Annotated in this window: 24 protein-coding genes; 9 read left to right on the top strand and 15 right to left on the bottom strand. The window is 61.2% G+C overall.

All coding sequences use genetic code 11. The annotated features are described in order from the left end of the window. Positions 1 to 8 precede the first annotated feature (8 nt). Positions 9 to 788 (top strand): hypothetical protein, encoded by a 780-nt coding sequence (locus EXW71_RS26890; RefSeq protein ID WP_134660959.1) that lies wholly within the window; start codon positions 9 to 11, stop codon positions 786 to 788. Here EXW71_RS26890 and EXW71_RS26895 read toward each other — a convergent pair. The 13 genes from EXW71_RS26895 to EXW71_RS26960 form a co-directional block, all read right to left on the bottom strand. Next, positions 785 to 1,381: a MarC family protein gene (locus EXW71_RS26895; RefSeq protein ID WP_060755028.1), complete on the bottom strand. Its 597-nt coding sequence runs from the start codon at positions 1,379 to 1,381 to the stop codon at positions 785 to 787. The genes EXW71_RS26890 and EXW71_RS26895 overlap by 4 nt on opposite strands. Before the next feature lie 163 nt (positions 1,382 to 1,544). Next, positions 1,545 to 4,316, bottom strand: coding sequence for a hybrid sensor histidine kinase/response regulator (locus EXW71_RS26900; RefSeq protein ID WP_134660958.1), 2,772 nt, complete (start codon positions 4,314 to 4,316; stop codon positions 1,545 to 1,547). Between the two features lie 115 nt (positions 4,317 to 4,431). Next, complete coding sequence (gene purD / locus EXW71_RS26905) at positions 4,432 to 5,724, bottom strand: phosphoribosylamine--glycine ligase (protein ID WP_134660957.1); 1,293 nt, start codon at positions 5,722 to 5,724, stop codon at positions 4,432 to 4,434. A 170-nt stretch (positions 5,725 to 5,894) separates the two neighbouring features. Then, a complete protein-coding gene (purH, locus tag EXW71_RS26910) occupies positions 5,895 to 7,502 on the bottom strand; it encodes a bifunctional phosphoribosylaminoimidazolecarboxamide formyltransferase/IMP cyclohydrolase (RefSeq protein WP_134660956.1) in 1,608 nt (535 codons plus the stop codon). A gap of 82 nt (positions 7,503 to 7,584) precedes the next feature. Further along, positions 7,585 to 7,905, bottom strand: coding sequence for a DNA-binding transcriptional regulator Fis (gene fis / locus EXW71_RS26915; RefSeq protein ID WP_002555375.1), 321 nt, complete (start codon positions 7,903 to 7,905; stop codon positions 7,585 to 7,587). Next, entirely contained in the window at positions 7,902 to 8,915 is a 1,014-nt protein-coding gene (dusB, locus tag EXW71_RS26920) for a tRNA dihydrouridine synthase DusB (protein ID WP_123716051.1), read from the bottom strand. Before dusB ends, fis begins: the two co-directional genes overlap by 4 nt. A 185-nt stretch (positions 8,916 to 9,100) precedes the next feature. After that, positions 9,101 to 10,330, bottom strand: coding sequence for a DUF3426 domain-containing protein (locus EXW71_RS26930; protein ID WP_134660955.1), 1,230 nt, complete (start codon positions 10,328 to 10,330; stop codon positions 9,101 to 9,103). A 30-nt stretch (positions 10,331 to 10,360) separates the two neighbouring features. Next, the gene (prmA, locus tag EXW71_RS26935; RefSeq protein WP_134660954.1) at positions 10,361 to 11,239 is read right to left on the bottom strand and encodes a 50S ribosomal protein L11 methyltransferase; all 879 of its coding nucleotides are present in this window, start codon (positions 11,237 to 11,239) and stop codon (positions 10,361 to 10,363) included. Positions 11,240 to 11,397: 158 nt separating this feature from the next. Then, positions 11,398 to 12,759 (bottom strand): acetyl-CoA carboxylase biotin carboxylase subunit, encoded by a 1,362-nt coding sequence (gene accC / locus EXW71_RS26940; RefSeq protein ID WP_134660953.1) that lies wholly within the window; start codon positions 12,757 to 12,759, stop codon positions 11,398 to 11,400. 17 nt (positions 12,760 to 12,776) lie between these two features. Beyond that, positions 12,777 to 13,241, bottom strand: a complete 465-nt coding sequence (gene accB, locus EXW71_RS26945) for an acetyl-CoA carboxylase biotin carboxyl carrier protein (RefSeq protein WP_134660952.1) — start codon at positions 13,239 to 13,241, stop codon at positions 12,777 to 12,779. Between the two features lie 24 nt (positions 13,242 to 13,265). Beyond that, positions 13,266 to 13,721 (bottom strand): type II 3-dehydroquinate dehydratase, encoded by a 456-nt coding sequence (aroQ, locus tag EXW71_RS26950; RefSeq protein WP_010213488.1) that lies wholly within the window; start codon positions 13,719 to 13,721, stop codon positions 13,266 to 13,268. Positions 13,722 to 13,949: 228 nt separating this feature from the next. Beyond that, complete coding sequence (locus tag EXW71_RS26955) at positions 13,950 to 15,911, bottom strand: methyl-accepting chemotaxis protein (protein WP_123716046.1); 1,962 nt, start codon at positions 15,909 to 15,911, stop codon at positions 13,950 to 13,952. 53 nt (positions 15,912 to 15,964) lie between these two features. After that, positions 15,965 to 17,635 (bottom strand): PleD family two-component system response regulator, encoded by a 1,671-nt coding sequence (locus tag EXW71_RS26960; protein WP_134660951.1) that lies wholly within the window; start codon positions 17,633 to 17,635, stop codon positions 15,965 to 15,967. A 389-nt stretch (positions 17,636 to 18,024) separates the two neighbouring features. Between EXW71_RS26960 and EXW71_RS26965 the strand changes: the two genes are divergently transcribed. The 4 genes from EXW71_RS26965 (at position 18,025) to speA (ending at position 22,150) form a co-directional block, all read left to right on the top strand. Next, positions 18,025 to 19,002, top strand: a complete 978-nt coding sequence (locus tag EXW71_RS26965) for a DUF2333 family protein (protein ID WP_372241347.1) — start codon at positions 18,025 to 18,027, stop codon at positions 19,000 to 19,002. 2 nt (positions 19,003 to 19,004) lie between these two features. Continuing rightward, on the top strand, positions 19,005 to 19,541 hold the full coding sequence (locus EXW71_RS26970) for an NUDIX hydrolase (protein WP_134660949.1): 537 nt from the start codon (positions 19,005 to 19,007) through the stop codon (positions 19,539 to 19,541). A gap of 182 nt (positions 19,542 to 19,723) precedes the next feature. Beyond that, positions 19,724 to 20,095 (top strand): translation initiation factor Sui1, encoded by a 372-nt coding sequence (locus EXW71_RS26975; protein ID WP_123716043.1) that lies wholly within the window; start codon positions 19,724 to 19,726, stop codon positions 20,093 to 20,095. A gap of 141 nt (positions 20,096 to 20,236) precedes the next feature. Beyond that, on the top strand, positions 20,237 to 22,150 hold the full coding sequence (gene speA / locus EXW71_RS26980) for an arginine decarboxylase (RefSeq protein ID WP_123716042.1): 1,914 nt from the start codon (positions 20,237 to 20,239) through the stop codon (positions 22,148 to 22,150). Positions 22,151 to 22,392: 242 nt separating this feature from the next. Here the strand turns inward: speA and EXW71_RS26985 are convergent, their stop codons facing one another. Together EXW71_RS26985 and EXW71_RS26990 are read right to left on the bottom strand one after the other, a co-directional pair. Then, positions 22,393 to 23,736, bottom strand: a complete 1,344-nt coding sequence (locus EXW71_RS26985; RefSeq protein ID WP_134660948.1) for an MATE family efflux transporter — start codon at positions 23,734 to 23,736, stop codon at positions 22,393 to 22,395. 3 nt (positions 23,737 to 23,739) lie between these two features. After that, on the bottom strand, positions 23,740 to 24,033 hold the full coding sequence (locus EXW71_RS26990; RefSeq protein WP_123716040.1) for a hypothetical protein: 294 nt from the start codon (positions 24,031 to 24,033) through the stop codon (positions 23,740 to 23,742). 179 nt (positions 24,034 to 24,212) lie between these two features. Here EXW71_RS26990 and EXW71_RS26995 point away from each other — a divergent pair, with 179 nt between their 5' ends. The 4 genes from EXW71_RS26995 to EXW71_RS27010 are packed head-to-tail and all read left to right on the top strand — an operon-like array spanning position 24,213 to position 26,492. Beyond that, positions 24,213 to 24,521 (top strand): MazG-like family protein, encoded by a 309-nt coding sequence (locus tag EXW71_RS26995; protein WP_003188211.1) that lies wholly within the window; start codon positions 24,213 to 24,215, stop codon positions 24,519 to 24,521. Then, a complete protein-coding gene (locus EXW71_RS27000) occupies positions 24,514 to 25,263 on the top strand; it encodes a methyltransferase (RefSeq protein ID WP_123716039.1) in 750 nt (249 codons plus the stop codon). Before EXW71_RS26995 ends, EXW71_RS27000 begins: the two co-directional genes overlap by 8 nt. Before the next feature lie 24 nt (positions 25,264 to 25,287). After that, positions 25,288 to 25,890: a DUF4136 domain-containing protein gene (locus EXW71_RS27005; RefSeq protein WP_134660947.1), complete on the top strand. Its 603-nt coding sequence runs from the start codon at positions 25,288 to 25,290 to the stop codon at positions 25,888 to 25,890. A gap of 44 nt (positions 25,891 to 25,934) precedes the next feature. Then, positions 25,935 to 26,492, top strand: coding sequence for a DUF4136 domain-containing protein (locus EXW71_RS27010; RefSeq protein WP_134660946.1), 558 nt, complete (start codon positions 25,935 to 25,937; stop codon positions 26,490 to 26,492). Positions 26,493 to 26,523: the final 31 nt, after the last annotated feature.

The following is a 26,523-nucleotide window of genomic DNA, read 5'->3' on the forward strand; positions in this document are numbered from 1 at the left end:
GAATCAAAATGGAGCGACATCACAGAGGGATCAGCAGTACAAAAAGGCGCAAGTTGATTGCGGCCTACAAACTGCCGGGCGCACCGGGCAAGCAGGCGGCGTTACCGCCGGACACCGAGGACGACTTCAATGCGGCCGTGGTAAACAACGGTGTCATCTCGTTTGCCGAAGGCCTGTCCGGCTTGAACCGAGAGTACGTGCGTAAAAGCTATTTGCTGGCCAGCAGCTACGTCAGCGATGTGTTGAAAGTGCACCGCGGTACCGAGGCCTGGTACGACGAATTCATCAAGGTGATGGTCAGCCTGGGGTGGTTGCCGGTACGCAGCAGCTTCGAGCGGGTCTCTCGTTCGGGGAAGGGCCTGACCGTGCAATTGGCGGCGCTGAACATGATTGCCGCCATGCTGGCGTCGAGCTCCTTGTCCGGGCCGCTGCTCACAGCGCTGCCGAAACTGGCGGCCGATGCACTGGAAGCGTTGAAGCAGACGCCTGCGTCGTTCGAGTTGTTCAAACGCAACAGCTCTGTGCACCAGGGCGGTGATTTTGGCCTGGCATCCTGTGCCGAGACCGAGGGCGGATTGATGATGGTGCTGGTGACCTACAGCACCCACGGCGTGAGCAAACAGGTGGGGTTGCCATTCCTGGAGTGGGACAGCTCTTCGTTCGAGGCATTCAGCGGGCAGACATGCCTGGTACTGAACACTACGGTGGTCAACGAAAAGACCCTTCAGCTGATGCGCGAGAGTGCGGGAGACAAGGTGCAGCTGGCTATCGCCAAGTACCGGATCTAAGGCACCAGATAGCCACGTACACCAGTGAAGATGATTTGCGCGGCCAGCGCGCAGACGAACAACCCCATCAACCGGCTGACAATCTGTAAGCCCTGGTCGCCAAGAATGCGTTCGATACGGTTGGACAAATACAGCACCACGCCCACCGTGAGGCTGGCCAGGGCGATGCTGAGGATGGCCATGATCTTGTCATCCCAATGGGGCTGGCTCACGCCCATGACCAGCAGGGCGCCGATGGTGCCGGGGCCGACCGTGAGGGGAATGGTCAGCGGTACGATGGTCACGTCCTGCTGCACATTGTCGGCTTGCACTGCCGACTTGCCCTGGGCCATGCCCAGGGCGGAAATGAACAGCACGCTGCCGGCACCAATGCGGAAAGCATCCACAGTGATCCCGAACACACTGAAAATCACTCGGCCGAACAGGTAGAGCAGCACGCTGGATACCAGTGTCGCCAGGGCGACTTTCCACGCCAGGCGGCGGCGCTCCTTGCTGGAATAACCACGGGTAAGGCTGATAAAACAGGACAGCACGAAGAACGGGCTGTAGAGCACCAGCATTTTCAGGTAGACGCTGAATAACACGTGGAGCATGTACGTGGCTCGCGGTGAGGGGAAGTGCGTGCAGTCTATCAGGCGATACCTGCCAAATGTGGAAGGGGGCTTGCGCCCGATAACGCTGTGCCGGCCAACGTGTCTGTCGTTGAACCGCCGTCATCGGGGCCAGCCCCCTCTCCTATGTCGATGGTATTTCAAGTCAGGAAGGGGCGTGCTCCGGGCGCTGCTGCCGCTGCGCCACCCAATACTCCACCAGCTCACGCAACTGCGACAACTCCACCGGCTTGGCCATATGCCCATCCATCCCGGCCTGGCGCGCACGTTCTTTATGTTCCGACAGAATGTGCGCCGTCAGCGCCACTACCGGTGTGCGAATGCGCTGGTGGCTGACTTCCCACGCGCGCAGTTGCTGGGTCGCCGAAAACCCATCGAGGATCGGCATTTCACAGTCCATCAATACCAAGTCATAACGCTGGGCTTTCATTGCCTCCAGCGCTTCTTCGCCGTTGCTGGCGGTGTCCGGGTTGAGGTTGAGTTTGCCGAGCATGCCGCGGATCACTTTGGTGGAGATGCTGTTGTCTTCAGCCACCAGGATGCGGAAGTCCGCAGGTACGGTGATGGCTGCCGGGGCATTGAGCACAGGGCGTGGCGGAACGTTGCCTTTGCTGCGCTGTGTCAGTTCGTCGGCCAGGGTGGTCTTGAGCGTGTACCCGGCGACGGGCTTGGCGAGAATGCGCTTGATCCCGCTGTTGCGCGCGATGATCTTGCTCGGCGCATTGCTGATGCCGGTCAGCATGATCAACAGGATGTCGTGGTTCAGGCTCGGGTCTTCCTTGATCTTGGCCGCCAACTGCATACCGGTCATGCCAGGCATGTTCTGGTCCAGCAGCACCACATCGAAGTAATCGCGCAGGTGCGCCTTGGTGCGCAACAGGGCCAGGGCCTCTTTGCCGGAGGGCGCGGCACTCACGTTCAGGCCCCAGGCCGAGCATTGCTGCACCAGCACTTTGCGGCAGGTGTCGTTGTCGTCCACCACCAGCACCCGTGCGCCCTTGAGCGGGCCGTCGAGGTCGGAAGTCGGGTGTTCCAGGCGTTCCGGGTCCAGTGGCAGGGTCAACCACAGCGTACTGCCCTGTTGGCTGCTGCTCTTGATGCCGAACTCGCCGTTCATCAGCAGAATCAGTTGGCGTGCGATGACCAGGCCCAAATGGCCACTTAAACGGGTGGCCGAGAGGAAGTTCTTGCTGTGCAGTTCGCTGTGCAGCAGGGCGTCGCGTTCGACGGCTTCCATGGGCACGCCGCTGTCTTGCACGGCAATGCGCAGGCGTGGCTTGGGGCTGCGCTCGTCCAGGGCGACGACGATCAGCACTTCGCCTTCATCGGTTTTTTGCAGGGCGTTTTCCAGCAGGCTCAACAGCGCCTGGCGCAGGCGTGTCGGGTCGCCACTGATCACTCGTGGCACCTGGGGCTGGATAAAACTGATCAGTTCGACGTTTTGCTGCTCGGCCTTGGCACGGAAGATACTCAGGCAGTCTTCGATCAGTGCGTTGAGGTCGAATTGCACGTCATCCAGCTCGATCTGCCCGGACTCCAGTTTGGAGATATCGAGAATCTCGTTGATCAGCGTGAGCAGTTCATTGCCGGCGCTGTGGATGGTCTGCACGTAGTCCCGTTGCTTGACCGATAACGGCGTACCCAGCAGCAGTTCGGTCATGCCCAGCACACCGTTCATGGGCGTACGGATTTCATGGCTGATCTTCGCCAGGAACTCGGCCTTGGCCGCGATCTCGGCGTTGCTGGCGGCCAGGTCGCGGCTGAGGCTGAAGCGGGTTTCAACAATCGCGCGCTGACGTTCGCCCAGGGCCAGGCTCATCAATAGGCCACTAAGGCAGATAAAGCTCAACAGGGTGACGATCAAACCCTGGGGCGCCACCAGTGTCAGGCCGAGCAGGGCGGGCAGGATGATCAGCGTGCCCAGGTTGAACACCACCATGGCCGCTACGAACAAGCGTGCCGGACGATAGCCTTTCTGCCAGTGGTAGGCCGAGATGAACAGCATGCTCAAACCGGCCAGCGCGACCAGGGCATAGGTGATGATGTTCAGCGGCAAGGTGTTGACGAACAAAAGCAGCAGGCCGCACAACACGATGAACAGGATATCCGCCATCAGCAGCTTGTTCAGCGGATGCGGGCCCAGTGGCATGAAGAAACGGTAGGCAAACATCAATCCGCAGGGGGCGGTCAGCAACAGCGCGAGGTAGGCGCCCGGGGTCTGGATCGCATGCCAGTTCGGTAGCCAGGGCCCGACCAGATTGAGCAACAGCAGCAGGCTGAGCATCAACAGGAATTCGCAGGCGGCAAGCCATAGGCTGCTGCGCGAGCGGTGGTAGGCGAAGCGCGTGAGGTTGTGCAGGATCAGCATCAGGAGGACGCCGAACAGCAGCCCGTAGATCAGTGTCTGGTTCTGGTTGGCCGCCGCCAGCACGGCCGGCTCCAGGGTGATATACGGGCGCAGCTCATGTTCCGATACCAGGCGCAGGTAGACATCGAGGGGCTTCTGGCTCTGGGGCATCGGCAGCATGAAGTCGCTGCTGGGCAGTGGCCGTTCCACCTGGGGTTGGCGGGTGCCGGTGGTCTGTTGTTCCACCAGCGTGTCGCCGTCCAGCACATAGAGGCTCAGATGGGCCAGGTCCGGGGCGAATACCCGCAGCACTTGTTCGTGTTTGCCGGGTTGCAGCTTGAAGCGCACCCACAACGCGCCGTCCGGTTCCGCTGCGGTAATCCGGTCCAGTTCGATGGGGCTGAATTGATTGGTGTAGCGGGCAGAGCGGATGTCGCTCAGTTGCAGGTCGGCCTGTTCATCAAGCAATACTGCCCAACCACTGCCTTGCGCCGCGGCCTGGGCCGGGAACAAGCAGAGCAGTGTCAGCAGGCTGACTGTGAAACCTATGGCGATCCTGAGCCAGCGCACGGCGAAATCCCTTCGTAGGTTGATGCACGGGTTAACTATGCGCGGGGCGACATGGGTAGGGCAAGGGCCGAAGGCCCTTACCTAACCGAACGGATAGCTACTGGATTATAGCGGCTCAGTTGTTCTCGCCACGCTCACGGGCAATGGCGCGGTAGCCGATGTCCTTGCGGTAGAAACAGCCTTTCCAATCGATTTTCGCGGCCAGTTTGTACGCTTGTTGTTGCGCAGCGTCGACACTGGCACCCATTGCTGTGGCGCACAGCACACGGCCACCGGCTGTCACGACTTTGCCATCCTTGAGCGCGGTGCCCGCGTGGAATACTTTGCCTTCCAGCGTAGCCGCCGCGTCCAGGCCCTCAATCACATCGCCCTTGGCGTAGTCGGCAGGGTAGCCACCGGCCGCCAGCACAATGCCGACGCTCGGGCGTGGGTCCCACTGCGCTTCAATCTTGTCCAGCGCCTGCGCCAGGGCCGCTTCCACCAGCAGTACCAGGCTCGATTGCAGACGCAACATGACCGGCTGGGTTTCCGGGTCGCCAAAGCGGCAGTTGAATTCGATGACTTTCGGGTTGCCGGCTTTGTCGATCATCAGGCCGGCGTACAGGAAACCGGTGTACACGTTGCCTTCTTCGGCCATGCCGCGCACCGTCGGCCAGATTACCAGGTCCATGACGCGCTGGTGCACCTCGCTGGTGACCACCGGGGCAGGGGAGTAGGCACCCATGCCGCCGGTATTCGGGCCGGTATCGCCGTCGCCGACGCGCTTGTGATCCTGGCTGGTGGCCATTGGCAGTACGTTCTTGCCGTCGACCATCACAATGAAGCTGGCCTCTTCGCCGTCGAGGAATTCCTCGATGACTACGCGCGAGCCTGCCTCACCAAAGGCATTGCCGGCGAGCATGTCGCGCACGGCGTCTTCGGCTTCCTGCAGGGTCATCGCAACGATCACGCCTTTACCGGCGGCCAGGCCATCGGCCTTGATCACGATAGGCGCGCCTTTTTCACGCAGGTAAGCCAGTGCCGGCTCGATCTCGGTGAAGTTCTGGTAGTCGGCGGTCGGGATCTTGTGGCGTGCCAGGAAATCCTTGGTGAACGCTTTGGAGCCTTCCAGCTGGGCTGCACCGGCGGTTGGGCCGAAGCAATCCAGGCCACGACTGCGGAACAGGTCCACGACGCCGGCAACCAGCGGCACTTCCGGGCCGACGATGGTCAGGGCAACGTTCTTTTCGGCGAAGTCGGCCAGTTGCTCGAGGGCCAGCACGTCGATGGCGACGTTTTCGCACTTGGCTTCAATCGCGGTGCCGGCATTGCCGGGGGCCACGAATACTGTCTGGACGCGTGGGTCCTGGGCAACTTTCCAGGCCAGGGCGTGTTCACGGCCGCCGCTGCCAATGATAAGGACGTTCAAGTCAGACTCCTTCGGAGGAAGTTACAAGCCGCAAGCTGCAAGTTGGAAGCGATCTTCAGCGCTCCGAACTGCAGCATCCAGCTTTGAATTAGAGAGGCTGCAAACGAGAGCAAAAGGGACACGGTCCGGCTTTTACTTGCCGCTTGCAGCTTGAAACTGGCTGCTCCACGTTAGTGACGGAAGTGGCGCATGCCGGTGAAGACCATGGCGATGCCCGCTTCATCAGCGGCGGCGATCACTTCAGCATCACGCATCGAGCCACCTGGTTGGATCACGGCGGTCACGCCGGCTTTCGCGGCATTGTCCAGACCGTCACGGAACGGGAAGAACGCGTCGGAGGCCATCACTGAGCCTGCGACCTGCAAACCGGCGTGTTCAGCCTTGATCGCGGCGATACGCGCCGAGTTCACGCGGCTCATCTGACCGGCGCCGACACCGATGGTCTGGCGGTTCTTGGCGTAGACGATGGCGTTGGACTTGACGTATTTGGCCACTTTCCAGGCGAAGATCAGGTCGTTGATCTCGTGCTCGGTCGGGGCGCGTTGGGTCACCACTTTCAGGTCGGCGCTGCCGATCATGCCGATGTCGCGACTCTGTACCAGCAGGCCGCCGTTGACGCGCTTGTAGTCCCAGGCCGCGGCCCGCTCGGCCGACCATTCGCCGCAGGCCAGCAAGCGCACGTTGGCTTTGGCGGCGACGATGGCACGGGCCTCTTCGCTCACGCTTGGCGCGATGATCACTTCGACGAACTGACGATCGACGATTGCCTTGGCGGTCTCGGCATCCAGCTCACGGTTGAAGGCGATGATGCCGCCGAAGGCCGATTCGGTATCGGTCGCGTAGGCCAGCTCATAGGCCTGGCGAATGCCGCCTTCAGCGTCCGGGCTCACGGCCACGCCGCACGGGTTGGCGTGCTTGACGATCACGCAGGCCGGCTTGACGAAGCTCTTCACGCATTCCAGCGCGGCGTCGGTATCGGCCACGTTGTTGTAGGAAAGCTCTTTGCCTTGCAGTTGGGTCGCAGTGGCGATGCCCACTTCGGCCGGTTTGGCGTCCACGTAGAACGCCGCGCTCTGGTGCGGGTTCTCGCCGTAGCGCATTTCCTGGGCCTTGATGAACTGGCTGTTGAAGGTGCGCGGGAACTGGCTGCGGCCTTCTGTGCTCAGGGTTTCGGCTGCCTGGTTCACGGTGCCCATATAGTTGGCGATCATGCCGTCGTAGGCGGCGGTGTGTTCGAAGGCCTTGAGCATCAGGTCAAAGCGCTGGGCGTAGGTCAGGCCACCGGCTTTCAGGCTTTCCAGCACTTGGCCGTAGTCGCTGGCGTTGACCACGATGGCCACGTCTTTGTGGTTCTTGGCGGCGGAGCGCACCATGGTCGGGCCGCCGATATCGATGTTTTCGATGGCGGTCGGCAGGTCGCAGCCGGGCTTGTTGATGGTGGCTTCGAAGGGGTACAGGTTAACGGCAACCAGGTCGATCGGCTTGATACCGTGCTCGCTCATGATGGCGTCATCGATACCGCGACGGCCGAGAATGCCACCGTGGATTTTCGGGTGCAGGGTCTTGACCCGACCGTCCATCATTTCTGCGAAACCGGTGTAGTCCGCGACTTCTACTGCGGCCACGCCGTTGTCCTGCAGCAGTTTGAAGGTCCCGCCCGTGGAAAGGATTTCCACGCCCAGAGCTTCCAGCTCCCGGGCAAATTCGAGGATCCCGGTCTTGTCGGAGACACTGATCAAGGCACGGCGGATCGGAAGGCGGGTAGTCTGGTCGGTCATTTCAATTTCCATCAAAAGCAAAGGAAGTCAGCAAAAAAGGCGACCGGTTTTACGCGGGCGCCTTTCTGGTTTGATTGAATGCTTACAGCAAATCGTATTGCTTGAGCTTTTTGCGCAAGGTGCCCCGGTTGAGGCCCAGCAGCTCACTGGCTTTGGTCTGGTTGCCCTTGACGTAGTTCATCACGCTTTCGAGCAAGGGCGCCTCGACTTCCGAGAGCACCAGGTTGTACACGTCCGTGACGGAAGCGCCCTCAAGGTGGGCGAAATAATTGTGCAGCGCCTTCTCGACACTCCCGCGAAGGGTCTGGCCTTCTTCGCTCGGCGTGTTGAGGTGCTGTTTCAAATTGACGTTGTCGCTCACGGGTGTCGTTCCACTCACTAAAGTCTCGGTCATCATCGTCATGCGGCCACCCCTTCTCCGTCCCCTGTCCTCAGGCTCTTTTCACGCTCGCTGAAGTACTCTCGAACGGTGGCGACCTGTGCTTGCGTATCATCCAAACGATTGAAGTGGGCGCGAAACTCCCTGGCGCCCGGCAGGGTTGCGAGATACCAGCCGACATGCTTGCGAGCAATGCGTACTCCCATCACGTCTCCATAGAAGGCGTGCAGGGCGGCCAGATGCTCTAGCAGAATACGTTCCACCTCGATCAGCTCCGGTGCCGGCAAGACCTCGCCGGTACGCAGGAAATGATCGATCTCACGGAAAATCCACGGCCGCCCCTGGGCGGCCCGGCCAATCAACAAACCATCGGCACCGGTTGCGTGCAGCACGCGCCGGGCTTTCTCGGCTGAGTCGATATCGCCGTTGGCAAAGACCGGCATCGACACCGCCTGCTTGATCGCGGCAATGGTGTCGTACTCGGCTTCACCGGTATAAAGGTCGGCGCGGGTGCGGCCATGCACCGCCAGCGCTGTAATTCCTGCCTGTTCGGCGATCTTCGCCACCGTCAGGCCGTTCTTGTTGTCCCGGTCCCAACCGGTGCGAATCTTCAACGTGACCGGCACATCCACTGCGGCAACAACGGCCTGCAGGATCTCGGCAACCAACGCCTCATCTTTCAACAGTGCGGAACCGGCGGCCTTGTTGCAGACCTTCTTGGCCGGGCAGCCCATGTTGATGTCGATGATCTGCGCACCCAACTCCACATTGGCCCGGGCCGCATCCGCCAGCATCTGCGCATCACCACCGGCGATCTGTACCGAGCGGGGCTCGGGATCACCTTCGTGGATCATGCGCATCCGCGATTTGCGGGTGTTCCACAAGCTCATGTCACTGGTGACCATTTCCGAGACTACTAGACCCGCGCCCAAACGCTTGCACAACTGACGAAAGGGCTGGTCGGTGACGCCCGCCATTGGGGCGAGAATCAAGCCGTTCTGCAATGTGTATGGGCCGATGCGTACCGCCGACATAGGACTTCCCTGTTGTGGGGCCGGATCATTAGAGTTCGAAAAAGGGTTGGCATGATACCCGCTCTCGATGACTGGATAAAGGCTGAATTGGATAAAATCTGAACAGCTATTTCTTTATCGCCGTCGGTTTGGTCGGCGGCGATGCAGTCAATAATCCGTCGTCAAACCTTGGGCTGTGCAGCGCGTCACTCGGGCGAGTGAAAGCTCAGGCTGTAATTCACGGCTTTATTGCCTGGGTCAAGGATGTCCAGGGAGATATGGATCGGGGTCTGCGAGGGCATTTCGCTCACGCCGGCCAACTCGCCGTTCAGGTATTCGGCGGGCTTGAAGCGACGACTGGCGATCAGGTTGCCGTTCAAATCCGCGAAACGCAGCTCTAGTAGAGGAAACGGCTGGGAAAACGTCGCGCGGTTATAGATGATCGCATCCACCACCAGCGCTCCGGCGAATTCCGGATGGCTGCGTACCACCAGGTTGCTGCTCTTGATATGGGCAATGTCGACCCGTGATGGCACCGTGCATCCCAATTTCGGGCAAAACTGCTGGAACCAAGGGCGGTAGGCATCCTGGCGCGACAGGTCGTCGAATTGGTAGGCAATGTACTGGCCGGCGAGGCCGGCAGCGGCGATCAATACCAGCAGCAACCAGAGCAGTCGACGGCCCCAGCCTGACGGACGTTTCTGCGTATACAGGTGCAGCGGATCATCTTCCAGGTCCTGGAGTACGTCATCGTGAACGCTTGCCTGCGACTGTGCCCGCTTGCGGCGGGGCTGCGCTGGTTCTTCGGGGGCGAGCTCATCCGCTTCGTCGCTGACTGGCGTCACGGGTGGGTCGAAAACGTCATCTTCGGGGTGTGAGCTCAGCGGCGGCTCATCATCCAGGTCATCGATAGGGTGCGACATGGACGGTTCGGTGCGCTGCCTGGTCGCAGGGGGTGGTGCGTCGTCAGTTGCCTGGGCGCGTTCTTCCGGCGGTTCGCTGAACAGGCTGGCGGCCCATTTTTCTTCCTCGGCCTTGGCGGTGTCGCGGCTGGCGCTGAGGGAGTCTTCTTTTTGCCGACGGTCGGCGCCGGCCTGGCGGCGCTCCGCGCTGAACGGCTGAGCATGCTGAATCTCGCGGCGTTCCAGCTTGGCCAGTTCTTCGTCCAGGTCCAGGTTGTCCAAGTCCAGCGCTTCGGCGGTCCACTGCTTCTGGCTGATGGCCCTGGGCGGCGCAGGCGCTGTGTCGACGGCTGCCGGTTGTTCGGGTTGCGGCGCAGGTGCCTGGGCGCGCTGCTCCAGCAACTGGCGGGCCGCGTTGAACACTTGCAGGCACGAGCCGCAGCGAACCACGCCACGGGCCACGCTCAACTGGGCGTGGCTGACGCGAAAGCGGGCTTGGCAATGCGGGCACTGGGTGACGAAACTGTCGGTCATGCGGCCATCCGATTCAGGCAAGCGCTCATTCTAGCGCCGACGACCGCTGATGCGTACCCAGCCATCACGATTGGCGATCGGGTCCAGTTCGAAATCCTGAGCGTAAGCGGCAGCGACGTCCTCGCCTTGCTCGGCCAGGATGCCCGACAGCGCCAGGCGCCCGCCTGGCTTGACCAGGCTCGACAGTTGCGGCGCCAAGGCAACCAGCGGCCCGGCGAGGATGTTGGCCACCAGCACGTCGGCCTGCACCTGGGGCAATTGCTCCGGCAGGTAGAGTGGGAATCTGTCCTCGGCAATGTTGTTGCGCCCCGCGTTGTCGCGGGAGGCTTCCAGGGCTTGCACGTCAATGTCAGTGCCCACGGCTTCCTTGGCTCCCAGCAGCAGCGCGGCAATCGCCAGAATCCCCGAACCGCAGCCGAAGTCCAGCACGTTGCAGTCCTTGAGGTCCTGGCCGTCCAGCCATTCCAGGCACAGCGCCGTGGTGGGGTGGGTGCCGGTGCCGAACGCCAGGCCCGGGTCCAGCAGCAGGTTGACTGCACCCGGCTCCGGCGCAGCGTGCCAGCTCGGCACGATCCACAGGCGCTGGCCGAAACGCATCGGCTGGAAGTTGTCCATCCAGCTGCGTTCCCAATCCTGGTCTTCGATCACTTCGCTGTGATGCTCCGGCAGCGGGCCACCAGTGAGCAGTTCCATATGGGCCAGGACGCTGGCGGCATCGGTGCCGTCTTCGAACAGGGCCAGCAGGTGGGTGTGGGACCACAGCGGCGTGGTGTTGAGTTCGGGTTCGAAGATCGGTTGGTCTTCGGCGTCCATGAAGGTGACCGAAACGGCGCCCACTTCGAGGAAAGCGTCTTCATAGGTTTCGGCTTGTTCTGGGCTGATGGCGAGACGGACTTGCAGCCAAGGCATGGCGGGCACCTTTGAAAAAATGAGTGTACGACTACATGTGTCGCGAAAGCGCGCAAGTTTACGCGAGCGGCGGGCAGAAGACGACACCGCTGGTGATCTGCCGAAACCGGTCCACAAACAACAAAGCCGCCCTGAGGCGGCTTTGTTGGGTAGAGCACTTACTGGTTGGCCAGCTTGTGTTCCAGGTAGTGAATGTTCACACCACCTTCGCAGAAGCCTTCATCACGAACCAGGTCCCGGTGCAGGGGAACGTTGGTCTTGATGCCGTCAACCACGATTTCGTCCAGAGCGTTACGCATGCGGGCCATGGCCTCGTCGCGGGTCGCGCCCCAGGTGATCAGCTTGCCGATCAGCGAGTCGTAGTTGGACGGAACCTTGTAGCCGCTATACAGGTGCGAGTCGACGCGAACGCCGTTGCCGCCTGGAGCATGGAAATGCTTAACCAGGCCTGGGCTCGGCATAAAGGTTTTCGGGTCTTCGGCGTTGATCCGGCACTCCAGGGAGTGGCCGTGGATCTTCACGTCGTCCTGGGTGAAGGACAGCACGTTGCCAGCGGCGATGCTCAGCATCTCCTTGACGATGTCGACACCGGTGACCATCTCCGTAACCGGGTGCTCTACCTGCACACGAGTGTTCATCTCGATGAAGTAGAAGCGGCCGTTCTCGTAGAGGAACTCGAAGGTGCCGGCACCGCGGTAGTTGATGTCGATGCAGGCCTTGACGCAGCGAGCCAGGACTTCCTGGCGAGCCTTTTCGTCCAGGCCCGGTGCCGGAGCTTCTTCCAGCACCTTCTGGTGACGACGTTGCAGCGAGCAATCGCGGTCGCCCAAGTGCACGGCGTGGCCCTGGCCATCGGAGAGCACCTGCACTTCCACGTGACGTGGGTTGGTCAGGTACTTTTCCAGGTAGACCATCGGGTTGCCAAACCAGGCGCCGGCTTCAGCGCGGGTCTGCTTGGCCGCTTCGATCAGGTCTTCTTCCTTGTGCACCACGCGCATGCCACGACCACCGCCACCACCAGCGGCTTTGATGATCACCGGGTAACCGACTTCGCGACCGATGCGCAGGGCGGTTTGCTCGTCTTCAGGCAGCGGGCCATCAGAGCCAGGAACGGTTGGCACGCCGGTCGCAATCATCGCGTCCTTGGCTGACACCTTGTCGCCCATCAGGCGAATGGTATCGGCTTTGGGGCCAATGAAGGCGAAGCCGGATTTTTCCACCTGTTCGGCGAAGTCGGCGTTTTCCGCGAGGAAGCCGTAGCCCGGGTGGATGCCATCAGCGCCGGTCACTTCTGCCGCGGCGATGATGTTCGGGATGTTCAGGTAGGAGTTCGAGGCCAGTGGCGGGCCGATGCAAATGCTTTCATCGGCCAGTTTCACGTGCATCAATTCGGTATCGGCCGTCGAGTAAACAGCGACGGTCTTGATGCCCTCTTCCTTACAGGCGCGCAGGATACGCAGCGCGATCTCGCCGCGGTTGGCGATCAGGACTTTTTGCAGTTTCTTCGCAGGGGTCAACATCGAAGGCGCTCCGCGGTTCAAACGATGGTGAACAGCGGCTGGTCGTACTCAACCGGCTGACCGTTTTCTACCAGGATGGATTCGATGACGCCGGCTTTTTCAGCGGTGATGTGGTTCATCATCTTCATCGCTTCAACGATGCAGATGGTGTCGCCCACTTTCACGGTTTTGCCGACTTCCACGAAGGCTGGCGAACCCGGAGCCGGGGTGCGGTAGAAAGTACCGACCATTGGCGACTTGACCACGAAGCCGTTCAGCGCTGGTGCGGCCGGGGCTGCAGGTGCGGCGGCGGCAACGGGGGCGGCGGCCGGAGCAGCGGCTGCTGGCGCCGGTGCCTGCATTTGTGGTGCGTAGTACTGCTGGGCCGGGGTCTTGCTGTGACGGCTGATCCGTACGGACTCTTCGCCTTCCTTGATTTCCAGCTCGTCGATACCGGATTCTTCCAGCAGTTCGATCAGTTTCTTAACTTTACGGATATCCATGAATCATCAACTCCCAAGGGTCGGTCAGGGGCGCTTGGCCGGTTGTTCAAGTTGTTCCAGGGCGGCCTCCAGGGCCAGTCGGTAACCGCTGGCGCCAAGGCCGCAGATCACTCCTACCGCTACGTCGGAGAAATAAGAGTGATGGCGGAAAGCTTCGCGTTTGTGCACGTTGGACAAATGCACTTCGATGAATGGGATGCTCACCGCCAGCAGCGCGTCACGTAAAGCAACGCTTGTATGCGTAAAAGCGGCTGGATTGATCAAGATAAAGTCCACGCCTTCGCCGCGCGCGGCATGGATACGATCAATCAATTCGTACTCGGCATTGCTTTGCAGGTAGAGCAGATGGTGGCCGGCTTCACGAGCCCGTCGTTCAAGATCAAGGTTGATCTGATCCAGGGTCACTGCCCCGTAGACGCCCGGTTCGCGGGTGCCGAGCAGGTTCAGATTGGGTCCGTGAAGAACCAGTAAGGTCGCCATCGGCTGTTCCTTGTTATTGATTGGGTACGGCAGAACCCGGCGACTATGCCGCAAAGCCTTTGTGACTGTCCAGTTCTATGCAGTAGGCGGCACGATTACCGAGGATTGCGCGAAATTTGTGACTGAAGCTTTGGATCCAGTCATGGCTGATACAGTCAGGAAGCGCTGGAGATCCAATGTGGGGGGCAAGCCCTCTCCCACATTTGATTTCCATGATGGAGGGTCGTGTCAAACGCGGAAGGCTTGCACGGCCGTATTGAGTTGCCCGCCGAGCACCAACAGGTGCTCACCCTGACGGCGCCCTTGACCGATGCGCAGCAAGTTATCCTCACCCATTTGGTGAATCCGCTCACTGTTATCGCGAATCTCACTGACTGCGCCACTCTGCTGTGCAGTCACATCGGCGATGCGCACTGCCGTCTCGGAGATAGTCTGGATCGCTCCGACGATTTCATCCAGCGCGCCATCCGCCGCCTGTGCCTGCTGGGCCGTGGCTTCGGCATGTTCGACCTGGGCGCGCATGCCTTGCACCGATTGGTGTGCGGCGGTTTGCAGGCCGGCGATCAGGTCCTGGATTTGCGCCGTGGCGCCCGCCGTGCGTTGGGCCAGGGAGCGAACCTCATCGGCGACCACGGCAAACCCGCGCCCGGCCTCGCCGGCGCGAGCGGCTTCGATGGCGGCGTTGAGGGCGAGCAGGTTGGTCTGGTCGGCGATCGAGCGGATCACCGTCAGCACGCCGCCGATCGTGGCGGACTCCTCGGCCAGTTTTTCGATCATCTGCGCGTTTTGCTGAACTTCGCCCACCAGTGCATGCAGCCCGGTGAGGCTCAGGCCGATCACCCGCTGGCCTTGTTCCACCGCCTGGCCCGCGCTGCGGCTGGCGTCGGCGGCCTGGCTTGCATCACCTGCCACTTGTTGGATGGTGGCTTCCAGCTCGCCCAGGGAGTCACGAATCTGTGCCGTATCGCCGGCCTGACGCTCGGCGCCGTCATGCAGGCCGCTGCTCAGTTCGGCGAGGGTACGGCTGCTGCCGGCGACTTCCTCGGCGTTGCCGCGAATGGTGCCGACCAAGTCCACCAGGTAGGCGCGCAGGCGGTTCAGGGAGGCTTCGATGTCGTGCAGCTCGCGGTTGGTCTTGCCCAGGGCGATCGGCTGGCTGAAGTCGCCTTCGGCCCAGGTCAAAAGGGCCGGGGCGAGATTGGTCAGTACCCGTGCCAGGCGCCGCTGCAGCGTATCGATCAAAAGCGCGATCAGTAGGATCAGGCCGATCATCACGCCTTGCATCAGGCGCACCTCGCCCTGGATCTTGCCGTGCTGCGCGCGCACCACGGGTTCCAGGCCGGCAATGGCTTGCTGCACGGCGGCGATTTTCAAATGGGTGCTCGAGGCGAGGTTGGCGCGTTGCTGGATCTGCTCGCGCGTGCGCTTGAGTTCGGCAGGGTAGCGGGTCAGCAAACTGTTGAGCTCGCGCTTGAGGTCGACGCCAGTGTCTTGCGCTTCGGTCTTCTCGTTGTTTTCCAGGCCCATCATGGCGGAGAAGTCGTCGGCGCCGGATTCGGTACTGGCTTTGACGCCAAGCAAGGGCAGTTGCGCCAACAGGTCGGCCTGGGTGCGGATGCTGGCCAGTTCTCGCTCTACATCGTCGGCCAGTTCGGCGCGTCCGCTACTGACCAGCTTGTCGCGAGCCAGGGACAACTTGCCCAGATGCTGGGACGCGTCCAACAGGGGCGGCAGGTAGCGCGCCGCCTCAGGCGAGTTGACGCCTATGGCGTACTGGCTCAGTTGTTCCAGGTTCGCCCCCATTTCGCGTTCGGCTTGCAGCAACAGCGCCTGCGGGTCACCCGCCAGTTTGCCGGCTGCCAGCAGGTCGGTTTTGCTGAAGGTATCAAGGTCGACCAGGCTGGGGCGAAGGTTCTGCGCGAGGTCCGCCGGCAGTTCATCCAGATGTTGCAACAGGCCTTCCAGGCTCTGGTTGGCGCCGCTCAGCCGCAAGGCGTCGCCGCTGGCCAGGTAATCGTCGATATTGCGCGCGGCCTGGTTCTGAAAAGTCTGGGACAGCCCCAGGTAACGTTCCATCAGCAGGTAAGGTCGCTCCAGCGCCCGTTGCGACCACCACAGTGTCGCACCCAGTGCCAGGCACACGGCCACCAACAGAAGGGTATTGAGATTGGTCAGCAGCTTCAGGCGCATGCGTGGTTTCAACCGACAGCAAAAGATAAGTGCCTGAAGTTATTGCGTTTCTGTTACACAGTTATGACGGTATCGCTGGATTCCGGTGAAAAGATGGCATTTTGCCTTGGTGTGCGCGCAGCCAGTACGCGGTTGCGTCCTGCGCCTTTGGCACGGTACAGCGCCTCGTCGGCCTGGGCCGCCATCATCAGGCTGTCGGAGCCGTCGCACAGCTCAACCAGCCCGGCGCTGAACGTGCACCACAAATCCTCGGGTTGGGCCGGGTAATGAATTTCGGCAAAGCGCCCGCGGATTTCATCCAGCACCTTGCAGGCCGACTCCAGGTCGGTGTCGGGCATCACGATGGCAAATTCTTCACCGCCGTAGCGGCCGATATAGTCGGTCTTGCGCAAACGCTGCTTGAGAAACAGCGCCAGGCTCTTGATCACACGGTCGCCCATGGGGTGGCCGTGGCTGTCATTGACCCGTTTGAAGTGGTCGATATCGAGCATGGCGAAGCTCAACGGCTTGTTCTCGCGGCGCGCGCGGAAGCTGCAGTCTTCGAGCAATTGCAGGATATGGGTGTGGTTATACAGGCCGGTCAGGCTGTCGCGCACCATCCGCGCCTTCAAGTTGCGCGCACGGGCGGCGCGATTGCGCACGGTGGTGATCAGGTGACGCGGCTTGATTGGTTTGGTGAGGAAGTCGTCGCCGCCTTCGCTCATGGCGTCCAGTTGTTTGTCCAGGTCATCCTCGGCCGACAGGTAGATGATCGGCACGCTGACGTAGCGGTCGTTATGACGGATCACCTTGGCCAGTTCGGTGCCTGTGCAGGCGGGCATGTACATGTCGAGGATGATCAGGTCCGGCTGGAAATCCGCCAGTTCAGCCATGGCCTGGATCGGTTCGATCAGGGTGCGAGTGACGATGCCTGCACTGTTGAGCAGCCGCTCAGTGTGCAGCGCCTGGGCGCGCGAGTCGTCGATGATCAGTACTTTATAGGGCTCGTACTGGGCGACGCAGGTCAGCACTTCGATCTTTTCCAGCAGGCTTGAAGCTTCCAGCGTGCCGGTAAGGAACTCCTGGCCACCGGCGCGTACGGCGGCCAGGCGGGTCGGCGTGTCGGTTTCATGCAGGCTGAAAAACAGCAGCGGCAGCTTTTGCTCCAGGCCCTCCTGGGCTTCGGCGGCCAGTTTGAGCCCCTGGCCTTCGCCGCAGAAGTCCACGTCCATCACGATGGCGGACGGCAGGCGCTCGGCCATCGACGCACGAAAGGCCGCGATGCTGTCCAGGGATTGGGCGCTCATGCCGAAAAACTCCAACTGCTTGGCCAGGCGCTCGGCGCGGTCGTGATCGGCCAGCATCACGTAGATCGGCTTGCGCATCGGCGGCAGGAACGTTTGTTCCAACTGGTCGCCCTGGCGCAGGCCGGTGCGTGACAGGCGTTGCATCAGGCGGTTGAGTTCGGTGATCAGGTGGCTGCTCAAGCGCCCGCGATTTTCGTCCACAGCCTTCAGGGAATCGCCGATATGCCGCGCCAGTTGACTATGTTCCGGCTGTTCGAAGCGTTCGGCGAAGCGCAGCAGGCGCAGGTTGGCCTCGCTGAGTTCGGAAAAATCGGCGTTCGACCATTCGCTTCGTTGCAGGCGTTGCCAGATCTCAAGAATTTGACGTGCCTGATGAATTACCCGCTGGGCAAAATGGTGCTTGAGACGCTCACGGCTGGGGTCTTCTGGCTCGGTCATATCCTGACTACTAGTAAGGGTGCATGCTGAGGTCGACTGATGGCTCTATGCTAGCACCTCTTATCTCTTGCATGAGTGTCATACGTCAATTAAGTGCAAGTCTCGGCGATTCAGTTTTTGACTTCATGGTCGCGCAGCTAAAAAAGCGTTCATCCTTTATAGTCGAACACTCTCCGAACGCCACTTTCGTTTAAAAGGCCCGCACCGACGGGCACGATGGGGTAGGGTTGTGGTCGGAGTGTTTGAACGCACCCTGACAAGTGATGTGCATGAACTCAAGTGATTGAAAGGATATCGCCATGCTGGACTGGAAAAACCGTGAAGGCAGTGCCAAAGGCCCCGCCCCTGAGCCCAAGTCGGCCAACCGTGGCTACTTTCGCAACCTGCTGATGAGCAAAGCCTTGCTCAGCGTGTTGGGCTTGTACCTGTTGGTCACCGGTGCCCTGGGTTGGTACTGGAGCGAAGAGCCGGCGCTGTTCCCGGTCCAGCAAAATGCCCAGCTTGCCGCCGAGAAGGAAGGCAAGCAGATGGTGGTGGGCTACACCACCGTCGAAACCCTCAAGACCGTGGTCGGCACCCTGCTGAACAAGCCCGGCGGCTACATTTCCAACGACCGTTTCCCGCCTGGCCTGTGGATGGACAACATGCCGAGCTGGGAATACGGGGTGCTGGTGCAGGTACGTGACCTGACACGTGCCCTGCGTAAAGACTTTGCCCGCTCCCAGTCGCAGTCGGCTGAAGACGGCGACCTGGCCAAGGCCGAGCCTCGCTTCAACTTCGACAACAAAAGCTGGGTGCTGCCGTCCAGCGAGTCTGAATATCAGGAAGGTATCAATTCCCTGAGCCGCTATGAAGCGCGCCTGTCCGACCCGAACCAGAGGGGCGCGCTGTTCTACGCCCGAGCCGACAACCTGAACAACTGGCTGGGTGATGTCGCCACTCGCCTGGGCTCGCTGTCGCAACGTTTGTCGGCCAGTGTGGGCCGGGTGAAGCTGAACACCGCATTGAAAACCGAAGCCCTGGCGCCGGGTGAAGTGCCGCAGGTCGATGAGGAAGTGGTGGAAACGCCATGGATGCAGATCGACAACGTGTTCTACGAAGCCCGTGGCCAGGCGTGGGCGTTATCGCACCTGCTGCGCGCCATTGAAGTCGACTTTGCCGACGTCCTGGCCAAGAAGAACGCCACCGTCAGCGTGCGTCAGATCATCCGTGAGTTGGAAGCCTCGCAGGAAACCGTTTGGAGTCCTATGATTCTCAATGGCAGTGGTTTCGGCATTCTCGCCAACCACTCGTTGGTAATGGCCAACTATATTTCCCGGGCAAACGCTGCAGTGATCGATTTGCGTCAGCTCCTCAACCAGGGTTGATGATGGACGCTACTCAAAGGGAGGCCGCACACCGCGCGGCCTCCGACGCTGAACTGATCTGTTGGGTCGACGAGCAGGACAACCTGCTCGGGCACCTCGTCCGGTCGGACCTTCGCCAGCGCGGCCTGATCGGCCGCTGCACCTTTATCTTTTTGTTCAACTCCCGAGGGGAGCTGTGTGTGCATCGGCGCACCTTGAGCAAGGCGCTGTATCCCGGGTTCTGGGACACGGCGGCTGGCGGGATGGTGGAAAAGGATGAGAGCTACGCCGTTTCGGCTCGGCGCGAGCTTGCCGAGGAGCTGGGTGTAACGGGTGTGGAACTGGTCGAGCACGACCATTTCTACTTTGAGGATGGCGACAGCCGGCTCTGGTGCAGATCCTACTCCGCCGTGTGGGACGGCCCCCTGCGGTTGCAGCCCGAAGAGGTCATGGAAGCGCGCTTTTTACCCATTGAAGATGTCCTGCAGGAGGCTGAACAAAAGCCTTATTGCCCGGACGCTCAAGAGGGCTTGCGGCGCTATCTGGCCTCGCGTCGCTAAAGTTGTATAAATTGGCGCCATTTGGCTCTTAGCAAGTCGGCTTTTTGTGGTTACACTGCGCGACTTTTCACCCGAACCACCCTTTGCGGTTCGGTAGCGCTGCCCCTGCCTGAGTGGGGCTTCGCGGTCGGCGGCCTCTTCGCAGGTGCCGATCTGTCTTTGTCCTCCCAAGAGGATTGCCGGTGGCCAAAAAAGCCGCATCCTTCGCCGCCCTTGGTGGCCTGGTATTTTCCACCGATGCAGGTCGACACTGCCCGGACTGTAGTCAGCCCGTGGCCGCTTGCACCTGCAAACAGACCCTGATTCCTGAAGGCGACGGCATTGCCCGCGTACGACGCGAGAGCAAAGGCCGTGGCGGCAAGACGGTGACGACCATCACCGGCGTACCGCTGGCCGAAGATGCCCTGAAGGAGCTGGCCACTACGCTGAAGAAGCGCTGTGGTACCGGTGGGGCGTTGAAAGACGGCGTCATCGAGATCCAGGGCGATCACGTCGAGTTGCTGTTGGCCGAGTTGATAAAGCTCGGGTACAAGGCCAAGAAGTCCGGCGGCTGAAAGCCTCTTCCCGACCTGTGTCTAAACTCTGTCCTGCGAGCGGGGTCTACCTTTCTTGCAGGCAAATCGTCATTTTCATTCTTTAGACTGCGCCAGCCTCACATGGGGCGGCGCCTTCGACTTCATTTATAGGGGACTTCGATGTCCGTACGACGCACACGCAAAGACGATGGCAGCCAATGGACAGTTGCGGACAGCCGCAGCGTTTACGGGATTCGCCATTGGGGGGCCGGGTATTTCGCGATCAATGATGCCGGTCGCGTTGAAGTCCGTCCGAACGGCCCGAACAGCACACCCGTCGATTTGTACGAGCAAGTCGACGAGTTGCGCAAAAGCGGCTTGTCTTTGCCGCTGCTGGTGCGTTTTCCCGACATCCTGCAAGACCGCGTGCGCCAACTGACCGGTGCGTTCGATTCGAACATCGAGCGCCTGGAATACCAGAGCAAGTACACCGCGCTTTATCCGATCAAGGTGAACCAGCAGGAAGCGGTGATCGAAAACATCATCGCCACCCAGAACGTATCCATCGGCCTGGAAGCCGGTTCCAAGCCGGAGCTGCTGGCCGTACTGGCCCTGGCGCCGAAAGGCGGCACTATCGTCTGCAACGGTTACAAAGACCGTGAGTTCATCCGCCTTGCGCTGATGGGCCAGAAGCTCGGCCACAACGTGTTCATTGTGATCGAGAAAGAATCCGAAGTCGGCCTGGTGATCGAAGAGGCCGCGAGCCTCAAGGTCAAGCCACAGGTTGGCCTGCGCGTGCGTCTGTCGTCGCTGGCGTCGAGCAAGTGGGCGGACACCGGTGGCGAGAAATCCAAGTTCGGTTTGTCGGCCGCGCAGTTGCTGTCGGTGGTCGAGCGCTTCCGCGCTGCCGGCCTGGACCAGGGCATTCGTCTGCTGCACTTCCACATGGGTTCGCAGATCGCCAACCTGGCCGACTACCAGCATGGGTTCAAGGAAGCTATTCGTTACTACGGCGAACTGCGCAACCTCGGCCTGCCGGTGGATCACATTGACGTCGGCGGCGGCCTGGGCGTGGACTACGACGGTACGCACTCGCGTAACGCCAGCTCCATCAACTACGACATGGACGATTACGCCGGCGTAGTGGTGGGGATGCTCAAGGAATTCTGCGACGCGCAGAGTTTGCCGCACCCGCACATCTTCTCCGAAAGCGGCCGCTCCCTGACGGCGCATCACGCCATGCTGGTGGTGCAGGTCACCGACGTCGAGAAACACAACGACGACGTGCCGCAGATCGAGAACAAGGAAGCGCTGCCGGAGACCGTGCAGTGGCTGGTCGACCTGCTCGGCCCGACCGACATCGAAATGGTCACTGAGACCTACTGGCGCGCCACGCACTACATGAGCGATGTGGCCACCCAGTACGCCGACGGCAAACTGACCCTGGCCGAGAAAGCCCTGGCCGAACAATGCTACTTCGCCGTGTGCCGTCGCCTGCACAACTCGTTGAAGGCCCGCCAGCGCTCGCACCGCCAGGTGCTGGACGAACTCAACGACAAGCTGGCCGACAAGTACATCTGCAATTTCTCGGTGTTCCAGAGCCTGCCGGACACCTGGGCTATCGGCCAGGTGCTGCCGATCCTGCCGTTGCACCGCCTCGATGAAGAGCCGCTGCGCCGTGCGGTACTGCAGGACCTGACCTGCGACTCCGACGGCAAGATCAAGCAGTACGTCGACGAGCAGTCAATCGAGACCAGCCTGCCGGTGCACTCCTTGAACGAAGGGGAGGACTACCTGTTGGGTATCTTCCTGGTGGGCGCCTACCAGGAAATCCTGGGGGATATGCACAACCTGTTCGGCGATACCGACTCGGTGAACATCTACCAGCGTGAAGACGGTTCGGTGTACAGCGCCGGGATCGAGACCCATGACACCATCGAAGACATGTTGCGCTATGTGCACTTGTCGCCGGAGGAGTTGATGACTCACTACCGCGACAAGTGCGCCAGCGCGAAGATCAGTGCGAGTGAACGTACCCAGTTCCTTGACGCATTGCGCCTCGGGTTGACTCGCTCGTCTTACCTGTCGTCGTGAGGCGATAGCGGTTGAGCAAAAAACCACCTTCTCAGGTAATGCCAGTCAGTTAAACGATAGAGCGGACAACGAGTAACCTGTGGCGAGGGAGCTTGCTCCCGTTGGACTGCGGAGCAGGCCCAGTCTTTTCAAGCCTAAAGCTGGGGCCGCTTCGCGACCCAGCGGGAGCAAGCTCCCTCGCCACAGTGACTATGCTCCTCCTTAACTGACTGGCATTTACCTTCTCAGGTGGGTTTTTTATTTCATGGCTCGGCCAACCACCGGTTCTGAGTGTTCAGGCGCCAGCCGATGAATGCCAGGGTCAGGCTGCGCAGCGCCATAAAGAGCAGGAAGGCTATCCACAGGCCGTGGTTGCCCAGGCCCTGCAACGCCCAGGCGAATGGCAGTGCGAGCAAGACGGTCAGCAGCATGCCATTGCGCATTTCCCGTGCCCGCGTTGCGCCGATAAACAGACCGTCCAGCAGGTAGCTCCATACGGCAATCAGCGGCAGTACCGCCAGATAAGGCAGGTAACGGTCGGCGGTTTCGCGCACGCTGGCGATATCGGTTTGCATGGCGATAAACAGGTGGCCGCCGAAAGTGAACAGCAAGGCGAACCCCGTACTGGCGATCAATGACCACCCGCCGGCAACCACCAGTGAACGACGCAACGCCTGGCGATCATGGGCCCCAATGGCGTGACCGCACAGTGCCTCCACTGCGTGTGCCAGGCCGTCCAGCGCGTGAGCCGTCAGCAACAGGCCGTTGAGCAGCAGCGCATTGGCCGCCACGGTGGCGTCGCCCAGGCGTGCGCCTTGCACCGTGATCATGAAAAATACCGATTGCAGGGCGAGGCTGCGGATGAAAATGTCGCGGTTGACCGCCAGCAGTGGGCGCCAGCTTTGCCACCGTTTCAACACAGCCCAGGCGATATGCCCGGGGTAGGCTCGCAGGGCTTTCTGCGTCATCGCCAGGCCGAGCAGGGCGCCGGTCCACTCGGCCACGACGGACGCCCGCGCCGAACCGACGACGCCCCAATCCAGACCGAGCACGAACCACAGGTTCAAGGCGATGTTGACCAGATTGGTGGTCAGCAGGATCGCCAACGGCGCACGGGCGTTCTGTGTGCCGAGGAACCAGCCGACCAGCGCATAGCTGGACAGCGCGGCAGGCAGGCCGAACAAGCGCGTGTGGAAGAACTCGCGGGTCAGTTCAGTCAGTTCGGTGGACGGTTGCATCCACTCCAGCGCCAGATGGCTCAGGGGAATGCCTACCGTGCCCAGCAGTATCGCCAGGCCCAGCGCCAGCAACAGACCCTGCAGCAGGATTTGTCGCAACGCCGCGCCATCCCCGCGCCCGCTGGCTTGTGCGGCAAACCCGGTGGAGCCCATGCGCAAGAACCCCATGGCCCAGGCGAGAAAGGTGTACAGGCTGGCGCCGACAGCCACGGCACCCAGTTGATGGGCGTGGGGCAGGTGGCCGATGACCATGCTGTCTACCAGGGCCACCAGCGGCACCGAGATATTGGACAGGATCATCGGTGCAGCCAAGGCCCACACGCGGCGATGGGTGGGGCGGTGGCGCCAGTCGGTAAGTAAGGTTTTCAAGTATTAATGCACGACCCAGCTGAGCAGCCAGAGGCCCAGCATCAGCCAGATAATCCCGGCGATGATCGACGCCCGCATAAACGCGCGCACTGCCGAGTACAACAGCATCAGGCCGATGATCAGGGTAATGATGCTGATGATCGAGGTGTCCATGCCCAGCGTGCGCGACAGCCCATCGATGAAGTTGCCACCCGCGTGGGTCAAGGCGCCGAATAGCCCGCTGAGCCCGTCGACGATAAAGCGGATGATGGAACCGAGCGCCTGGCCCAACCATTCGAAAAAGCTTTCTACCTGCATGTGTGTGTCCTGATGAGAGGGTGGGCGTTGCTGTGCCTTTGGTTGCGATTGCGCCAGGCGAGTTCCCTATAAGCATAGAGGTTTGCCGTGGTGTAATCATGGGCTGTGTTTGGTGTCGATGGATTCACTTGCCTTGATGGCTCATCCGCCCGAAGCTATACGCCTTCAGGAGCCCGCGCATGAACCTCGAACACCTTACCGAACGCCTGCATCGCATCCGCGATACCAACGATTGGAAGCAGTTCCACAGCCCGAAAAACCTGGCCATGGCCGCCAGTGTGGAAATGGCCGAGCTGGTGGAGATTTTCCAATGGCTGACCGAAGACCAGTCGCGCCAGTTGCCGGCGGACAAACTCGCCCACGCCGGCCAGGAAGTCGGCGACATCGTACTGTACCTGTTGTTGCTGTGCAGTGAACTGGGGCTGGACATGAACGAGGTGGTGCGCGCCAAGCTGGCCGACAGCGAACGGCGGTTTGCCCATGAGTGATCGTCATTTCGACCAACTTGCCACGCGTTTCGCCGAGAAGATTTATGGCGGCGCCAAAGGCGCGATCCGCCTGGCAGTGCTACAGGCCGACCTGAGCGAAGCCCTGCCGGATCGCCCGTTGCGCGTGCTGGACATCGGTGCGGGCCTTGGGCACATGTCGCTATGGCTGGCCGAGCGCGGCCACCAGGTGACGTTGGCCGAACCTGCCGAGCCGATGCTCGAGGGTGCCCGTCAACGCTTCGCCGAGGCCGGGCAGACCGCGACTTTTATCCATGCGCCCTGGCAGGACTTGCTCGGTCAACTCACCGAACCCTACGACCTGGTGCTGTGCCATGCCGTGCTGGAGTGGCTGGCCGAACCCCATGCGATCCTGCCGGTGCTGCACCAGCTCACCGTGCCTGGCGGTTGGTTGTCGTTGGCGTTCTACAACCGCGATGCGCTGATTTATCGCAACCTGCTCAAAGGCCACTTCCGCAAGATGCGCAAGAACGTCATGGCCGGCGAAAAGCAGAGCCTCACGCCGCAACAGCCGCTTGATCCTCGTGAGTTGGCGGCGCAACTTGAGGGGCTGTGGCAAGTCGAAAGCCAAAGTGGCGTGCGGGTGTTCCACGACTATATGCCGGTGGAGTTCCAGGCCCGTGCCGACTTGCAGGATGTGTTGGAGATGGAACTTGCCCATCGTCGTCACCCAAGCTTTGCCGGACTTGGGCGTTATTTACACTGGATCTGCCGTCCGGTTTAAGCGGCCCAGTTTGCGGAGGTCGAAATGCGCCGTCTCTGTTTGATCCTGTTGTCTCTCGGTCTGGGGGCCTGCTCCAGCCCCAACCCTTATGTGCCGAGCTCGGCGCCGATGCCGCCGGCTCCGGCCCGGGCGGCCAATACCTTTGATGCCAGCGCCTACCCGGCGCCGGTGCGTGACTACGGTGCCTATCGCAGTTGGGCCTGGCTCAACGGCCAAATGCCGGCGGGCTCGGCCTGGGTCGACTCGGCGCAGATCGCCGAGGCGGTGGTGGGAGCCCTCGATCAGCGCGGTCTGCGCCCATTGCATGACAACCGTGCGCCAGACCTGCTGGTGAGTGCCGATGTGCGCCTGGAAAAGCGTCTGCGGCAGGTGCAGGACGATTATGGCTACGGCTACGGCGGCTATAACCGCTACGGCAATGGCTACGGCATGTACAACACGGTGCCTGTGGTGCGCACCTATGAAGTGACCGTAGCGGTGGCGCGGATCAGCCTGTTCGACGCGCGTACCCGCCAGCCGGTCTGGAGCACCAGCGCCGAAACCACCAGCCAGGGCAGCTTGAGTGAGCGAGCTGAGGCGTTACGCGAAGCGATGCAGAAGGCAATGACTGCCTATCCACCCAGTTAGCAGCTATTCTCATCTCAGGCTCGAACGTCTTTTGGAGAACATCCATGTTTCGTCGCATTGCTGCACTTGCCGTTGTTGTATTGCTGGGCGGCTGCCAGACCAGTCAGGTCAACCATGACTTCGACGCCAGCCGCGACTTTGGCGCCTACCGCAGTTGGGCCTGGAACGACCCGGCGCTGCAATACCGCCCGGATGATCCGCGTATCAAGAGTGACCTGACCGAACAGCGCATCCGCCAAGCCGTGGGCGAACAACTCGACCAACGCGGCCTGCGTCCTGCGGTGGCAGGCAGTCATGCCGACGTCAAGGTGCAGGCCTACCTGATAGTCGAGGACCGCCAGCAGCAAGTCACCACCAATTACGGTGGCGCCTGGGGTGGCCCGTGGAATGGTTATTGGGGGGCGCCGATGTACAACGAAACGCGCAACATCACCTATAAAGTGGCGACCATCCAGATCGACCTGCTCGACGGCAAGGACGGCAAACTGGTGTGGCGTGGCAGTGACGAACAGATCATGGCCAGCACGCCGAATCCTCAGGATCGCAGCAATGCGATCCGCTCGACCGTGGGCAGGATTCTTTCCAACTATCCACCCCACTGAAAATCCTCGCACCGCACCTCATACCGAGGAT

Source organism: Pseudomonas sp. BCA17 (assembly GCF_004519405.1).
In the GTDB taxonomy this organism is placed as follows: domain Bacteria; phylum Pseudomonadota; class Gammaproteobacteria; order Pseudomonadales; family Pseudomonadaceae; genus Aquipseudomonas.

Bases quoted from the DNA above. Each gene is read 5' to 3' on its own strand.
- EXW71_RS26890 (WP_134660959.1), top strand. From the start codon at position 9: ATGGAGCGACATCACAGAGGGATCAGCAGTACAAAAAGGCGCAAGTTG.
- EXW71_RS26895 (WP_060755028.1), bottom strand. From the start codon at position 1,381: ATGCTCCACGTGTTATTCAGCGTCTACCTGAAAATGCTGGTGCTCTAC.
- purH (WP_134660956.1), bottom strand. From the start codon at position 7,502: ATGACCGACCAGACTACCCGCCTTCCGATCCGCCGTGCCTTGATCAGT.
- fis (WP_002555375.1), bottom strand. From the start codon at position 7,905: ATGACGATGATGACCGAGACTTTAGTGAGTGGAACGACACCCGTGAGC.
- dusB (WP_123716051.1), bottom strand. From the start codon at position 8,915: ATGTCGGCGGTACGCATCGGCCCATACACATTGCAGAACGGCTTGATT.
- EXW71_RS26930 (WP_134660955.1), bottom strand. From the start codon at position 10,330: ATGACCGACAGTTTCGTCACCCAGTGCCCGCATTGCCAAGCCCGCTTT.
- prmA (WP_134660954.1), bottom strand. From the start codon at position 11,239: ATGCCTTGGCTGCAAGTCCGTCTCGCCATCAGCCCAGAACAAGCCGAA.
- accC (WP_134660953.1), bottom strand. From the start codon at position 12,759: ATGTTGACCCCTGCGAAGAAACTGCAAAAAGTCCTGATCGCCAACCGC.
- accB (WP_134660952.1), bottom strand. From the start codon at position 13,241: ATGGATATCCGTAAAGTTAAGAAACTGATCGAACTGCTGGAAGAATCC.
- aroQ (WP_010213488.1), bottom strand. From the start codon at position 13,721: ATGGCGACCTTACTGGTTCTTCACGGACCCAATCTGAACCTGCTCGGC.
- EXW71_RS26955 (WP_123716046.1), bottom strand. From the start codon at position 15,911: ATGCGCCTGAAGCTGCTGACCAATCTCAATACCCTTCTGTTGGTGGCC.
- EXW71_RS26960 (WP_134660951.1), bottom strand. From the start codon at position 17,635: ATGACCGAGCCAGAAGACCCCAGCCGTGAGCGTCTCAAGCACCATTTT.
- EXW71_RS26965 (WP_372241347.1), top strand. From the start codon at position 18,025: ATGAGCAAAGCCTTGCTCAGCGTGTTGGGCTTGTACCTGTTGGTCACC.
- EXW71_RS26970 (WP_134660949.1), top strand. From the start codon at position 19,005: ATGGACGCTACTCAAAGGGAGGCCGCACACCGCGCGGCCTCCGACGCT.
- speA (WP_123716042.1), top strand. From the start codon at position 20,237: ATGTCCGTACGACGCACACGCAAAGACGATGGCAGCCAATGGACAGTT.
- EXW71_RS26990 (WP_123716040.1), bottom strand. From the start codon at position 24,033: ATGCAGGTAGAAAGCTTTTTCGAATGGTTGGGCCAGGCGCTCGGTTCC.
- EXW71_RS26995 (WP_003188211.1), top strand. From the start codon at position 24,213: ATGAACCTCGAACACCTTACCGAACGCCTGCATCGCATCCGCGATACC.
- EXW71_RS27000 (WP_123716039.1), top strand. From the start codon at position 24,514: ATGAGTGATCGTCATTTCGACCAACTTGCCACGCGTTTCGCCGAGAAG.
- EXW71_RS27005 (WP_134660947.1), top strand. From the start codon at position 25,288: ATGCGCCGTCTCTGTTTGATCCTGTTGTCTCTCGGTCTGGGGGCCTGC.
- EXW71_RS27010 (WP_134660946.1), top strand. From the start codon at position 25,935: ATGTTTCGTCGCATTGCTGCACTTGCCGTTGTTGTATTGCTGGGCGGC.